This is a genomic window from Victivallis vadensis, assembly GCF_003096415.1.
Lineage (GTDB): Bacteria > Verrucomicrobiota > Lentisphaeria > Victivallales > Victivallaceae > Victivallis > Victivallis vadensis.
This window is the reverse complement of sequence record NZ_QEKH01000006.1, coordinates 110,151-123,510: the sequence shown is the minus strand read 5'-3', so window position 1 is coordinate 123,510 and position 13,360 is coordinate 110,151. Positions and strand designations below refer to the sequence as shown.

Below are 13,360 nucleotides of genomic sequence, written 5' to 3'. Positions count from 1 at the left end.
TTCAACAAAAAGGGAATGCAAGTATGAAATTCGGAAAATCCATGTTGCTGGCGGCGTTTCTGGCCGTCGGCGGCGCCGTCGCGGCGGATGAAGCGAAGGCCGATATCGGCGTCTGGACCAATGTGCCCGCCGGAATCGAAAACAAGAGCATCACCGGCGTCCGTTTCGGGCTGCCCTGTTCGATCAGCAACGGGACCGTGAAAGGCGCGGAACTGTCGATCTTCTTCAGCGGCACCCGCAATGCCGAAGCTTTCAAGTTCGCGTGGATCGGGGCGACCTGGGCCGAAACGCTCAAAGGCGGCGCACTCGCCTGCGTGAATATCGCCGAAGAACGGCTGGCCGGAATTCAGGTCGGAGCGGTGAACCTCTCCGGGAAAGGCGGATTCCAGCTCGGCTTTTTCAACAACTGCGATGACGACGCGAAGTTCCAGCTCGGACTGATCAACATCAATAAAAACGGCTGGCTGCCATTCATGGTCTTCGTGAATTTCGGTTCCGACACCTTCAAATGACCTGTCCTCAACTTTCAAGGAGAAAAATCGTATGAAACTGTTGAAATCCATGCTTCTTTCCGTTGCCGCGCTGTGTTCCGCCGCCGCCGTCGCCGAAGCCGATATCGGTGTCTGGACCGACGTCCCCGCCGGCATTGAAAACAAGAGCATCACCGGAGCCCGTTTCGGCCTTCCCTGTTCGATCAGCAACGGCAGCGTCAACGGCGGCGAATTCTCAATCTTCTACAGCGGCACCAGATACATGGAGGGAATCAAATTCACCCTGCTCGGCGTCAACAATGCCGAAAAGCTCAGCGGCGGCGCGCTTGCTCTGGTGAACCTGACGCAGCAGTTGAACGGCGCCCAAGTCGGTTTGGTCAATCAGAGCGCCAAAGGCGGCGTTCAGTTCGGCCTGATCAACAACTGCGACGACAACGCCCAGTTCCAGTGCGGGTTGATCAACATCAACAAAAACGGCTGGCTTCCTTTCATGATCTTCGTGAACTTCGGTTCCGCCGTTTTTGAGTAATACTATTTCGTTATTCAAAGATTTTCCGGAGCAGGACGCTGTTGCAGGCGCCCTGTTTTTTTATTTTTTAAACGAAATAACGCCGTGTGCAAGTTTCTTAAACCGGGATTTCGCCTTCGGCGACCAAGGCGCTTCGCCCTTGGAACCCGACCGGCAAGGTGCCGGCGCCGGGTACTTAAGAACCGGGAAAACCGTTCCGGTTTTCCCTCCGGGTGGGGGAGACTCTACTGTGGACAGGCAAGCAGGTACCTGAGCGACACACCGCTCCGGTCGGCGCAAAGCCTGCTTTTTTGCAGGCTTTAGGCACTCCCTGCGGTGAGCTGCCGCCGGAGGTCACGCGCGGAACCTCCAGATGCTGACCAAATAATAGACAGATACCCTGATGGAGGCTGATAAGAGTGTATCTGCCGATATACGTAAAGCGAGGTCAGGCAACAATACAATTGCCATATCACAGGTAAGCATATCTTTGAGTACGAGCCTTACTGAATCTTGCCTGTATTATAGAGACAAGTAGAGTTCAGCCTCCATGAGAGTAACTTCACATCAGATGGTCAGCATCTGGAAGTTCCGCGCGTGACCTCCGGCGGCAGCAGGCGCAGGGAGTGCCTAAAGCCTGCAAAAAAGCAGGCTTTGCGCCGACCGGAGCGGTGTGCCGCTCCTGTACAACCATGCCTGTCTCTACCGGAGCCTTCCCCCCCCCCGGAGGGAAAACCGTTCCGGTTTTCCCGGCTCTCAAGTATTCGGCGCCGGCACCTTGCCGGTCGGGGTGCAGGGGCGAAGCGCCCTGCTCGCTCCAGAGGAGCGAAATCCCCGAATCTCTCCGTGGGAGCTATGCCCGCGAAGAAGTTATTTCTTCACCACCTTGAAAGTGCGCAGCTCGAAAGGCTTGAAAGCGAGTTCGAGGCAGTTGCCGCCGTCGAATTCGTATTCAGCCTCACTGGTCCACTCGACGAGATTGGTTTCGACGAGCTTTACATTTTCGAGGTTGGTCTTCAACACGATGCGATCGGCGCCGCCGCGGGTTTCGACGAAACGGATCACCAGATCATCGCTCTTTTCGGCCTTTTTGAGCACTTCGAGCGTCGAGGTGCCGGAGAGGACCTGGAACGGAGCCTGGACCTGGACCGCCACGCCCGGAGCCGCGATCGGAGCGCGGTTCAGGACGGCGGCCTCGTGCATCACATTGGAGACCGCGAGTTCGCCGGTGTGCGGCAGCAGCGCGTAGGTGAAGACCTGACGGCCCTGGTCGGCATTCCAGTCGGGATACTTGGGCGAGCGCAGCAGGCAGAGGTCGAGGTTGCCCTGATTGGTGCGGTGGCCGTATTTGCAGTCATTCAGGATCGCGACACCGTAGCCGCGTTCGGAGAAGTCCACGTAACGGTGGCCGACGACCTCGAACTTGGCCGAATCCCAGCTGGTGTTGCCGTGGGTCGGGCGCTTCACGTAGCCGTACTGGATATCGAACGCAGCTTCGGAGGTCATTACGTCGACCGGGAAGAGCACGCGGAGCATCCGGCGCACCTCATGCCATTCGACTTCGGTTGCGAAATCGAGCCGCTTGGAACCGGCGCGCAGCGACACCTCCTGACGGATTTCAGAGTTGCCGATCGCGAAGACCAGCTTCACGCTGGACCGGACCGGGCCGGAGACCACATCGGAGATCGATTTGATCTCGGCGCCGGTGCGCTCTTCCTGATCGTAGAAGATATCCACGTCCCACGCCTCGAAGGTATTCGGGCGGTCGACATAGAGTGAGAATACATTGCCCTTCTCGCCGTCGCGCAGGATTTCGCGGCCGGCCTCCTTGTCGAAGCCGCGGACCAGCTCGCCGGCGGCGTTGAATTCGTAGCGGACCAGCTCGTTTTCGAGCACGGTCTCGCGGCGGGTTTCAAGCACGGGCTGCTCCTGCGGCGCGCCGCGACGGAGCACGACGACCGAGTCGGCCGGGATTTCGCCCTGCGCATAGACCTTGCCGTCCTCGACCTGCACCTTGAATTCGTTGCCGCAGCCGTCGGTGACGGCGCATCCGGCCCACGACGCGGGCAGTTCGACCGGGGCGTTGTAGGCGTAGGGGAGGGTGTTGATCAAACTGACCGCGTTTTCGTCGGCGGAGCCGATGGTCTCGAGCGCGTCGGCGATCAGCTTTTCGCAGACCTTGAAGAGTTCAGCGTGCTCCTTTTCGGTCACTTCGTAGACCTTGGTGATCGAGGAACCGGGGATGATGTCGTGGAACTGGTTGATCAGCAGCTTCTTCCACGCCTTGTCCAGAGCTTCGGCCGGATAGGATTCCCGCGGGGCCAGTGAGCAGATGAATTCGGTGGCCGCCAGCAGCTGTTCGAGCTTGCGGTTGTTGCGTTTGGTGCGGGCCTGCGTGGTCAGGGTGCCGCGGTGCATTTCAAGGTAAAGTTCGCCGACCCAGTGGTAGAGCTTGTCGCTGTGCTTGGCGAGCCGCTCGAAGAATGCGTCGGCGCGGCCGAGCCTGACCTTCGGCATGCCTTCCATGTTGCCGAGGCGCAGCGCGTGTTCGATGAACTCCTCTTTCGGGCCGCCGCCGCCGTCGCCGATGCCGAAAAGGCTCAGGAATTCGTCGAGCACGTCGGCCTCCTTGAAGCGGTTCTGGGCCGGGACGAGTTCGGTCGGGGAGACGAAAGCGTTGTAGGTGTTCTCCGGCGGGAAGTGGGTCAGCACCTCGGTGCCGTCGATCCCCTCCCAGATGAAGGTGTTGTGCGGGAACTCGTTGAACTGGTTCCACGAGATCTTCTGGGTCAGGAAGTAGTTGCAGCCCGATTTGCGGATGATCTGCGGCAGTGCGGCGGAGTAGCCGAACACGTCCGGCAGCCACAGGTTCTTCACGTCGAAACCGAATTCGTCCATGAAGAAGTTCTTGCCGTGCAGGAACTGGCGGACCAGCGATTCGCCGCTGGTCAGGTTGCAGTCCGCTTCGACCCACATGCCGCCCTGAATCTCCCAGCTGCCGTCGGCGACGCGCGCTTTGATCTTCTCATAGAGGGAGGGATAATGCTCCTTCACAAACGCATAGTGCTGCGCCTGCGACGCGCCGAACACGTAGCCCGGATACTTTTCGATCATATCGAGCTGGTTCGAGAAAGTGCGGGCGCACTTGCGGATGGTTTCGCGGACCGGCCACAGCCAGCCGGTGTCGATATGCGCATGGCCGACCGCGGTCACAGTCAGCGCGGAGGCGAGCGCGGGCAGCCGGAGCATCTCCTGCAGCGGACCGCGCGCCTTCGCGGCGTTGGCCGGATTGTCGGCGTAGAGGTTGATCGCCTCGTTCATCGCGTGCAGCAGCTTGCGGCGGCGGTAGTCGTTTTCGGGAAGGGTGTCGAAGTAGAGCAGCAGCATCTCGAAGTCGAGGCGCATCTGCCACAGCTCGCGGTTGAACAGGCCGATCTTCATCGCCTTGACCTTGCCGGGGAAGTAGCCCTCCGGCTTTTCGATCAGGCGGTGCGGCTCCTCGTCCATGAAGACGCCGAACAGCGAGTTCGCGGCGGCCTCGACGTAGAGGTCGAGCCTGCCGCCGAGCTGGAAGCTCTTCGGGAACTGGCAGATATCCTTGGTGTAGTTCGCGTTGATCACGCTGTTGCCGGTCAGCGCGAACATCGGGGTGCCGTCGTTGTTGAAGATCAGGCTTTCGCCGGAAAGGTTCAGCTGCATCGCGATTTCGCGCCCCGCCCAGGCTTCGGGCAGGTCGGCCTGCAGATGGAACCAGGCGCTGTCCCACGCTTCGCCCCAATCTTCACCGATTTCGATCGGCTTGTATTCGAGTTTCAGCCGCTCGTCGAACGGCACCGGCTCCGCGGTGCGCGCGAATTCGGCCCGGACCGGAATCGACTCGATAAACAGATCCGGTTCACACCGTCTCCAGAATCTCCGGCAGCGGTCAAGGTACAGCTTCATCTCTTCCTGGCGCATAAAACCCCCGTATCAGATATGTTGGTTGACAATTAAAATGCAATCGGTTGCATCTAATCTACACCGTTTTTCGGAAAACTCAAAGAATTCCGGTAAAAATATTCAAAAAAACGGCCGCCGGATCGATCGTCCGGCGGCCGCTGGGGATTCGTGCGTAAACTACTTGAGTTCCGGCATCGCCACGAAGAACTTGACGCCGCTGTCCTTTTCGAGCTGCGCCATGTAGTCCGTGAAAGCCTGCATCTGCTTCTGCCGCTTCAGAATATTGCCGACGGTTTCCTTGACGTTGTCGAAAGATTCGACCTTTTCACTCTGAAGTTTGTCGCGGCGGATGATGTGATAACCGAACTGGGTCTTGACCGGAGCGGAAATCTCGCCCTCTTTCAGCCCTTCCAGCGCCTTCTGGAACTCGGGGACCATCTCCTTGTCGCTGAACGAGTCGAGGGAACCGCCCTTTGCCTTGCTCGGACAACCGCTCTTCTCGCGGGCCAGCGCTTCGAACCTGGCCGGATCCTTTTTCAGCTCCGCGGAAATCGCGTTGATCTGGTCGAGCGCGGCTTTCTTGGCGGCGTCGTCGGCCTTGTCGTCGACCATGATCAGGATATGGGACGCACGGAAAGTTCCGGGCCGATCCGCCGGAGTGGAGAACTCTTTTTGCTTGTTCTCGTCGTAATATTTGCGCATTTCAGCCTCGGTGACCGTCGGTTCGGCGATCTTGGTCTTGAGAAATTCATCCAGCGCAATCTGCTTTTGGATCTCCGGATTGGAAACCATCTCCTCCTGATACTGTTCAACCGTTTTATTCTGGATCTGGAGCATCTGAGCAAATCGTTCGCGATCCTCCTTGCCGACTTTCTCCCACTGAGCCTTCACCGCTTTTTGCGCATGTTCCTTCGAGGGCTTGAATCCGGCTTTTGCCGCCGCGGCTTCCAGAATCTGCTGGTCAACGAACCACTTGATGACGCCGGGGGCAGCGTTGTCGAGCTGGTCGGCCATCATCGACGGAACCTTGCCATCCGGCATCTGGGCGAGCAGGGGCTTCAGGACCTCCTGCTTGGTGATCTTCTTGTCGCCGATCTGGGCGACCACATCCGGGAGCTTGGCCCAGATTTCCGGCTCCGCCGGCTTCGCGGCCGGTTTGGGGGCTTCCGCCGGCTTCGCGGCCGGTTTGGCTTCCTCCGCCGCGAACGAGCACATCACGGTGCCGGCCGCCAGCAGGGACATCACAGTTTTTGCATTTCTCATCTTCTTTTCTCCTTTTTATAACGGGCGACCCCGCCGGGCCGCCCATCCTCTTGCGTTGCTGTTTACGGCTCCCGGAATTCCGGAAACCTGTTGATTTCACTATATATACACCGCGATCCGTATTTTTTCAAATCGCCTGCGGAAAATCACCGTATTATTTATCCGGTTCCGGCGGAATCTGCAACTGCGACACCAGTTTTCTCAGAAATTCGTAAAAACGGCCGACCGAGGCGATATTGAGCTTTTCCGAGGGGCTGTGCGGATGGATCAGGGTCGGGCCGAACGAAATCATCTGGAGAGCCGGATTGATCCCCGCCAGAATGCCGCACTCCAGCCCGGCGTGAATCACCTTGACCTGAGGCGGAGTGCCGAAAAGTTCCCGGTAGAGTGATTCCGCGGTGCGCAGCAGCTCCGACTCCGGGTCCGGCTCCCAGCCGGGATAGGAGTTGTCCACCGTCGGCCTGCCGCCGGCCGGGGCGAAGTGGGCGGCGATTTCGTCGGTCAGCTTCTGACGTTCCGCATCGACCAGACTGCGCTGGCTGGTACGGATCTTCAACTGCGCCCCGTCGGTTTTCACCGCCGCGAGGTTGGTGCTGGTGCGGACCACGTCGAGGGCGCGATCCATCGAGCGCACGCCGTTCGGACAGGTTGCCAGCAGTGCGACCAGCTTTTCGCGGAAGCTCCGCTCCCAGACCCGTTCGGGCAGGACGGCGGGCCGCAATTCCACCGCGAAATCCGGCGGGGCGTCGAATTCACGGGCGAATTCGAGCGCCAGGTTGGCGGCGCGCAATCGCAGCGTGGCCAGCCGGGCCGGATCGACCGCGCCGAATGCGACCGCTTCGCGCGGAATCACATTGTCAAGCGTGCCGCCGGAGAGCGCGGCGACTTCAAATTCCGGCATCTTTTCCAGCAGCCGCGCCAGAAAGGCGACCGCATTGCCGCGCCGCAGATGGATGTCCACGCCGGAGTGCCCGCCCGCGAGGTTCTTGATCTCGCAGCACAGCCCGGTATAGCCCGGCGGAACCGCCGCCTGCGGCAGCTCGACGTCGATTTCCAGCCGGGCGCCGCCCGCACAGCCGATGTAGAGCTGTCCCTCCTCCTCCGAATCGAGGTTCAGCAGGAAGTCTCCCTTCAGGAACTCCGCGGAAAGGGCGAGCGCTCCGTTGAGCCCGACTTCCTCTGAGACCGTGAATACGCCGGCCAGCGGACCGCATTTCAATTCGGGATCCAGCAGCAGCGCCATCGCGGCGGCCACGCCGATGCCGTCGTCGCTGCCGAGTGTGGTTCCGGCTGCGGATCTGACCCAGCCGTCTTCCACAGTCAGCGGAATCGGTTCACGGGTGAAGTCGAAATCGACGGTCGCGAGCGCCTGGGGCACCATATCGAGATGTCCCTGAAGCAGGATCATCGGGGAATCTTCAAAGCCGGGAGAAGCGGGCCGGTCGATCCGGAGATTGCCGGTCACGTCGATCCGGACGGCAAGTCCGTTTTTTTCCGCCAGCGCCGCCAGCGCCGCGGCAAGTCTGGTTTCATGCCCGGACGGATGCGGAATCGCGCAGATCGCGTCGAAAAGCCGCCAGACGGGGGCCGGTTCCAATTTGGCAAGTTGGGAATTCATCTTATGTGTTTGCTTTCCTGTATTAACTGTTTCTTACTACAAATATACCGGTTCGGTCGGAAATAGCAAATCAGGCTCTTGATTTTTCCGGGAAGAAGGGTATGGTAATTTCTATACGGAATATGAAGAGCCGTGGTTATTTCATCAGGAGGAGAGATTATGAAAAAAATGTGGATGAGCCTGTTGGCGGCAGTCGCAATGATTGCCGGGAGCGCCGCCGGATATGCGGCGGAAACTTCAAAGGCGGAACCTGTTTTGCTGCCGGGCGTGCCGGATAAGAACTGGTTCACCGACTATCGGCAGGCGCTCGCCCGGGCGAAAGCCGAAAAACTGCCGGTCGTGGCGCTTTTTACCGGCGCGGACTGGTGTCCGGCCTGCCTGCAGTTGGAGGCGGAAGTATTGAGCAAACCCGAGTGGAAAAAGAGCGTGGACGGCAAAGCCGTGCTGCTTTTTCTGAACTTTCCAGACAAAAAGTCGAGCTGGCCGAAAGAGTTGTTGGAACAGAATGAAAAACTGAAAGAACATTATAAGGTGGAAGGGTTTCCGACTACGCTGATCCTGAATGCCGACGGCAGGACGGTCGGCCTGATCGACGGCTACATGCCGGGCGGTTACTGGCCGAACAATCTGAGCCGGATTCTTGCCGCTTTGGAATAACACCGCCGAAAGGAGGACGCCATGCCGAACAAAATGATTGCCGTCATCGCTTTTTTCCTGATGACGGTTGCCGCTTTTTGCGCTCCGCCTTTCGAGTGGGAGGCGAAAAGCGCCGGTAACAGCCTGACAGTGACTGCACGGGTCGCGCCGGGGAATTATTTTTATGCGAATTCGCTGATTCTCGTCGTAACCGGAGCCGACGGCAGTGCCGCCGCGATGACGTCAAGCCCGGAAGCGGTGCCCCATCACGATGAATTTCTGGGAGATGTCGGGATCTATCCGGCCGGAACCCATGTCTGGAAGTTCACCGGTATGCCGCCGTTCAAGGCAACGGTGAATTATCAGGGATGCCGTGAAAAAACGGCGGAAAGCCCTGCCATGTGTTTCCTGCCGAAGAAGCTGGATTTGACTCCGGCTGCGTCACCTCTGGCTGAGCTTGAGGAAAAAGCGGCGGCGGCCGAAGTGGGAAAAGAGGAGTTCAAACTGGACCGCAAGGTGATCGGTTTGCAGAATGTTCCGCAGTTCAAGGCGTTCCTGACCGGGACGGACGTCGGCGAAGCGGAAAACTCCGGATTCGGCGCCGATGCCGGCTGGCTCTGGATCGTATTGCTGACCGTGCTCGGCGGTCTGGGATTGAACCTGACGCCCTGCGTGCTGCCGATGATTCCGGTGAACCTGGCGATCATCGGCGCAGACGGAGCGGACAAAATGACCGGCTTCCGGCGCGGCCTCGCGTACGGCATCGGAATGGCGGCCGCCTACGGAATACTCGGCGTGGCGGTGATCCTGACCGGAGCGCGTTTCGGGGAATTGAACGCCTCGAGCTGGTTCAATTTCGCGATCGCGGCGGTCTTCGTCGTGCTGGCGCTGGCGATGTTCGGTTTGTTCAATCTGGATTTATCCGGTAAAGTCAATGTGAAGCCTTCCCGGATCAAAGGCGGCAAAACCGTGGTCGCGCTGGTGATGGGGGCGGTGGCCGCATTGCTGGCCGGAGCCTGCGTCGCCCCGGTGGTGATCGCGGTATTGGTATTGGCGGCGGAACGGTTTCAGGGCGGCAATGTGCTGGCGCTGGGATTGCCCTTTTTGCTGGGCGTCGGCATGGCGCTGCCGTGGCCGCTGGCCGGAGCCGGACTCGGCGTCCTGCCGAAACCGGGACAGTTCATGGTCACGGTCAAGTACGTGTTCGGCGGAATTATCCTGCTGGCGGCGCTCTATTACGGCTATACCGGTTATACGCTGCTCCCGGGCGAGTATTCGCCGGAAGCGGAAATCGCCCGGCTCAAAGCCGGCCTGGCCACCGCCCGCGAACAGAACAAGCCGGTGCTGGTGGACCTCTGGGCCAGTTGGTGCAAAAACTGCAAGAGCATGGAAAAGAATGTACTCAGCGATCCCGAAATCAAACGGGAAATGGAGAAGTTCGTGGTCGTGAAATTCCAGGCGGAAGATCCGGGCGCCTCCGGAATCGACGGCATCATGAAAAAGTGGGACATCCCCGGCTTGCCCGCTTTCGTGATCCTTTCTCCGCAATAAATCGGGGATCACAGTTCGCTCTGCTTGCGCACGACGATGCCGAGCCATTGGAGGTCGGAGGGCTCCACGGGGATCACCATGCCGGCGGGATTGTCGCTGGTCAGCCAGCAATGACCTCCCTGCCGGCGGAGCCGTTTGCACACGACGCAGTCTTCGAACTTGCCTTCGGTCAGGCGGGCGACCACGATCTTGTTGTTCGGAACTTCATCGAGCGACATGCGCTGTTCCACCAGGATGATATCGTCGTCCATGATGGTCGGCTCCATGGAGATGCCGGTGACGCGGAAAGCCTGAGTCCCTTTCCGGGTGCCGACGGGCGCCGGGACGGTTTCGGTATTTTCAGGGTCCCAGCGCGAAAAGAGGCGCGTATCGGGATTGGCCAGCAGGTCGAGATGCCCCGCCGCATTGGCCCATGAGACCACCGGAATCGGGCGGACCAGCATCGCGCCGTCGCCGAAATAGCCGGCGGGAAGCAGCTGCATGCGTTCCGCCGGAGAGATCGGCAATGAATCGTGGTCGATGCCGAGGGCTTCCGCGACCGCGGAGAGGATGTCGGGGAACCAGTTCAGCTTCCCGGAGAGCAGCCGTTCGAGCGTGTGGACGCTGTCGTAGCCGATCAGCCGGTTGAGGTCGGCGGCGGAGGCGACGCCTTCGCGGAGCATCGCGTCCTTGATGCACTCGCGCAGCTCCGGGGTATTGCGGATGGTATCCGGCGTGGTCGGCGGCGCGGCGGGCGGAACCTGCGGCGCCGCAACGGTGCCCATATAGGGTTTCAGGTAGGGATGCACCCGGCTCCACGCGTCGTCGGTGATGGAGGTGGTCCGGCCGCTGAGCCACCGGCCGATGGTCTGCTGCGGGATGCCGACTTTCAGTGAGAACTGGTAGCGGTTGCTGTTCGCTTCGATCGCGCGCTCCAGCGCCGCCCTGATTTCGGAGTCGATTTTCATGATACGGATTCCTTCGTTTGCCCAGTCTGTTTTTCTCTTTGATGTACAATATAATGCTCAAATGTACAAAATCAAATAAAAATGGATAATTTTTTGATTTTTCATTTGAAATATTTGTGCATTGATGTATAATAAGGATGTGGCGAAAGCAGTGCTCCGCTGTGCTGAGTTGGAGCAATATCGTAAAGAGATGGTATAGTCAGGCTGAAAATGCCGACGTGATATTTTTTTGTCTTGAATTGTGCATTGATGTACAAAACAATGGGAGGACGAATTATGATGCAGCAGAAAATCCAGCAGAACCGCCGGAACCGCAACAGCCGCATGGGGGTGAGAAATCCGTATGTGGGTTCCGGGAAAGTGCGTGAGACTCCGTATGGGCCGGTGATGCGGCTGAGCTTCAACCGGGAGGATCTGGTCAAGCTGGCGGAGAGCCTCAACGAACAGGGGTGGGTCAGTTTCGACATCCTGAGCTGCCGTCGCCCGGGGCGCGCCGGGATGACACATTACGGGCGGCTCGACGCGGCGGACCGGATTCCGCAATGGCTGTGACCGGGAGGCGGCGATGAAAGATAAATTCATCATGAAATCCGGCTGGGTGGAGGGCGGCAGCCGCCGTTACCGGTTGTGCGGCTTGCGCGCATTGCTGAATGTATTGGAGAGCATGCCGGCCGGAAAAGCGCCGGATTGCGGGAAAAAGAGTTCAAAACAACAGGAGAAGGTCTGCCATGAATGAAGCTCCGCACTGCTGGAAAAACTATCGTGAAATCTCCGGCGAATGCCGGAACTGCACCTATGCCGAGGCGTGCCGCCTCTGTGCGGCGACCGAGGCGCGGATGCGGCGTCCGCTGGGCGGGCAGGAGTTCGACAGCGTGGCCAACTGGGCGGAGGAACTGGCCGACTGTGACCATATTCCCGGCGTGGAACCGGTTCCGGTCCGGGAACCGGTCTTGCCGGAGCTGGCGGAGCTGTTGCGTTACCTGTTGCATCTCGACGATTATACGCTTGGGGTCCTGGCGGAGCTGATTGCTCCTTCCGCGACGACGGCGCGGGCGGCGACGGTGGCGGAACTGGCCCGGATTCACGGCATCAGCCGTCAGGGGATGCACCGCAAGATGCTGGCGATTGCGAAGGAGTCGCCGGAACTGGCGGGACTGCTCCAGCTGACGGTGCTGAAGCTGCGCAAGAGCCGCCGGGAGTTCACAACGCCCCGCCGCCGGACCCGCGGAAACCGCTCAGCAGCAGCGGGGCACTGCTGCAAGTGCTGACGTCGGCCGGAGGCGCAATCTGATCAGAATGATCAGAATAAGCGCGGTTTTTGAGCTTGCACTATTGCAAATGCGGCCTGTTTTTGGTATAATAATGATCAGAAGCACATAGAAGGAGAGTGCCATGAACAGACCGCCAGTTGCGTCGGAGATGATCGACTACATCAGCGCCCGGGTCTTTGCCGGCAACTACCGGCCCGGCAGCCGGATTCCGTCGGTGCGGGCGCTGATGCGCAGGTTCAACCTGAGCTACGGCTCGGCGCTGAACGGCATCTCCTATCTGTGCGAGCGGGGCCTGCTGGAAAAGCATCCCAAGAGCGGTGTGACCGTCAGCAGCGATCCCCATGCGCAGCAGCCTGCGGGAGGCTGCTGCATCGGGGTGATCACCAGCAACGGGACTCTTGACAACAATCCGGGGCTGGTCTACCATGCGCTGTCGGAAATTCAGCGGAACGCTCTGGAGCAGGATATTTCGCTGATCGCCGCTTCCGGCGTATTCGACACCCTCTCGCCGGTGCTGGAGCACTGCCGGGCGGTGATCGTGATGGTCGAATTGGACGCCCGGTGTGAAAGGTTGCCGTTTTCGGCTCCGGCGGTCGGCATTTTTCAGGCGGACGACTTCGGGGGACAGATGTCGATCGTCGACATCGATCCATACACCACGGCGAAGCAGGCGGTCGATTTCTTCCGGCGGCGTCGCCGGAAAAGAGTCACGGTCCTGACCGATCCCGGGGAGGTCTACCGTCACCGCGCCCGGATTTTCGAGTACCTGTGGCGCGAAAGCGGCGGGGAGAGCGGCGGGATTCTGGTTTCGCCGTTTGACGATCTCGCCGACTGTGCATTCCGGCGGGAGGAGGGGTATTTATTCACCTCGGATCATCATCTGCAGCACTATGCCGAAGCCTGGCGGGATGCATACGGCGGTTCGCTGGCGCAGCGTTTCTGCCTGCTCGGCATCGACGGCAAGAATCTGATGGTGCCGGAATTCGAACATTTCCCGACCGTCGCCGCCGACTGGCATAACATCGGGCGCATCGCCTTTGAAGAAGCCGTCGCGCGATTGAAGAATCCGCTTCGCCCGGCCCGACGCATCCATCTGGCCGGCAAATTAATTGAACCGGAAAACCAGGAGGATTGAA

Annotated in this window: 12 protein-coding genes; 8 read left to right on the top strand and 4 right to left on the bottom strand. The window is 59.7% G+C overall.

Annotated features, from left to right (window positions below):
• Positions 1-23 precede the first annotated feature (23 nt).
• On the top strand, positions 24-512 hold the full coding sequence (locus C8D82_RS05165) for an LA_2272 family surface repeat-containing protein (RefSeq protein ID WP_116883210.1): 489 nt from the start codon (positions 24-26) through the stop codon (positions 510-512).
• Between the two features lie 31 nt (positions 513-543).
• Positions 544-1,020 (top strand): hypothetical protein, encoded by a 477-nt coding sequence (locus C8D82_RS05160; RefSeq protein ID WP_116883209.1) that lies wholly within the window; start codon positions 544-546, stop codon positions 1,018-1,020.
• Positions 1,021-1,869: 849 nt separating this feature from the next.
• Here C8D82_RS05160 and C8D82_RS05155 read toward each other — a convergent pair.
• The 3 genes from C8D82_RS05155 to pepD form a co-directional block, all read right to left on the bottom strand.
• Positions 1,870-4,941 (bottom strand): alpha-mannosidase, encoded by a 3,072-nt coding sequence (locus C8D82_RS05155; RefSeq protein ID WP_147835720.1) that lies wholly within the window; start codon positions 4,939-4,941, stop codon positions 1,870-1,872.
• A 174-nt stretch (positions 4,942-5,115) separates the two neighbouring features.
• Complete coding sequence (locus tag C8D82_RS05150; protein ID WP_116883207.1) at positions 5,116-6,201, bottom strand: peptidylprolyl isomerase; 1,086 nt, start codon at positions 6,199-6,201, stop codon at positions 5,116-5,118.
• 154 nt (positions 6,202-6,355) lie between these two features.
• Entirely contained in the window at positions 6,356-7,819 is a 1,464-nt protein-coding gene (gene pepD, locus C8D82_RS05145) for a beta-Ala-His dipeptidase (protein WP_116883206.1), read from the bottom strand.
• A 159-nt stretch (positions 7,820-7,978) separates the two neighbouring features.
• On the opposite strand from pepD, the gene C8D82_RS05140 reads away from it, so the two are divergent.
• Together C8D82_RS05140 and C8D82_RS05135 are read left to right on the top strand one after the other, a co-directional pair.
• Complete coding sequence (locus C8D82_RS05140; protein WP_116883205.1) at positions 7,979-8,476, top strand: thioredoxin family protein; 498 nt, start codon at positions 7,979-7,981, stop codon at positions 8,474-8,476.
• A 21-nt stretch (positions 8,477-8,497) separates the two neighbouring features.
• Entirely contained in the window at positions 8,498-10,006 is a 1,509-nt protein-coding gene (locus C8D82_RS05135) for a cytochrome c biogenesis protein CcdA (protein WP_116883204.1), read from the top strand.
• Positions 10,007-10,014: 8 nt separating this feature from the next.
• Here the strand turns inward: C8D82_RS05135 and C8D82_RS05130 are convergent, their stop codons facing one another.
• Positions 10,015-10,953 (bottom strand): S24 family peptidase, encoded by a 939-nt coding sequence (locus C8D82_RS05130; protein WP_116883203.1) that lies wholly within the window; start codon positions 10,951-10,953, stop codon positions 10,015-10,017.
• A gap of 276 nt (positions 10,954-11,229) precedes the next feature.
• On the opposite strand from C8D82_RS05130, the gene C8D82_RS05125 reads away from it, so the two are divergent.
• The 4 genes from C8D82_RS05125 to C8D82_RS05115 all read left to right on the top strand — a co-directional run bounded on the left by C8D82_RS05125 (position 11,230) and on the right by C8D82_RS05115 (position 13,359).
• Complete coding sequence (locus C8D82_RS05125) at positions 11,230-11,505, top strand: hypothetical protein (RefSeq protein WP_116883202.1); 276 nt, start codon at positions 11,230-11,232, stop codon at positions 11,503-11,505.
• Between the two features lie 13 nt (positions 11,506-11,518).
• Positions 11,519-11,689 carry a hypothetical protein gene (locus C8D82_RS21055; RefSeq protein ID WP_165832837.1) on the top strand — a complete coding sequence of 57 codons (171 nt, stop codon included), beginning with the start codon at positions 11,519-11,521 and terminating at the stop codon, positions 11,687-11,689.
• Positions 11,682-12,221 carry a hypothetical protein gene (locus C8D82_RS05120; RefSeq protein WP_116883201.1) on the top strand — a complete coding sequence of 180 codons (540 nt, stop codon included), beginning with the start codon at positions 11,682-11,684 and terminating at the stop codon, positions 12,219-12,221. The genes C8D82_RS21055 and C8D82_RS05120 overlap by 8 nt, the downstream gene beginning before the upstream one ends.
• A 124-nt stretch (positions 12,222-12,345) precedes the next feature.
• Positions 12,346-13,359, top strand: coding sequence for a GntR family transcriptional regulator (locus C8D82_RS05115; RefSeq protein ID WP_116883200.1), 1,014 nt, complete (start codon positions 12,346-12,348; stop codon positions 13,357-13,359).
• Position 13,360 lies beyond the last annotated feature (1 nt).

Bases quoted from the DNA above. Each gene is read 5' to 3' on its own strand.
- C8D82_RS05165 (WP_116883210.1), top strand. From the start codon at position 24: ATGAAATTCGGAAAATCCATGTTGCTGGCGGCGTTTCTGGCCGTCGGC.
- C8D82_RS05160 (WP_116883209.1), top strand. From the start codon at position 544: ATGAAACTGTTGAAATCCATGCTTCTTTCCGTTGCCGCGCTGTGTTCC.
- C8D82_RS05155 (WP_147835720.1), bottom strand. From the start codon at position 4,941: ATGAAGCTGTACCTTGACCGCTGCCGGAGATTCTGGAGACGGTGTGAA.
- C8D82_RS05150 (WP_116883207.1), bottom strand. From the start codon at position 6,201: ATGAGAAATGCAAAAACTGTGATGTCCCTGCTGGCGGCCGGCACCGTG.
- pepD (WP_116883206.1), bottom strand. From the start codon at position 7,819: ATGAATTCCCAACTTGCCAAATTGGAACCGGCCCCCGTCTGGCGGCTT.
- C8D82_RS05140 (WP_116883205.1), top strand. From the start codon at position 7,979: ATGAAAAAAATGTGGATGAGCCTGTTGGCGGCAGTCGCAATGATTGCC.
- C8D82_RS05135 (WP_116883204.1), top strand. From the start codon at position 8,498: ATGCCGAACAAAATGATTGCCGTCATCGCTTTTTTCCTGATGACGGTT.
- C8D82_RS05130 (WP_116883203.1), bottom strand. From the start codon at position 10,953: ATGAAAATCGACTCCGAAATCAGGGCGGCGCTGGAGCGCGCGATCGAA.
- C8D82_RS05125 (WP_116883202.1), top strand. From the start codon at position 11,230: ATGATGCAGCAGAAAATCCAGCAGAACCGCCGGAACCGCAACAGCCGC.
- C8D82_RS21055 (WP_165832837.1), top strand. From the start codon at position 11,519: ATGAAAGATAAATTCATCATGAAATCCGGCTGGGTGGAGGGCGGCAGC.
- C8D82_RS05120 (WP_116883201.1), top strand. From the start codon at position 11,682: ATGAATGAAGCTCCGCACTGCTGGAAAAACTATCGTGAAATCTCCGGC.
- C8D82_RS05115 (WP_116883200.1), top strand. From the start codon at position 12,346: ATGAACAGACCGCCAGTTGCGTCGGAGATGATCGACTACATCAGCGCC.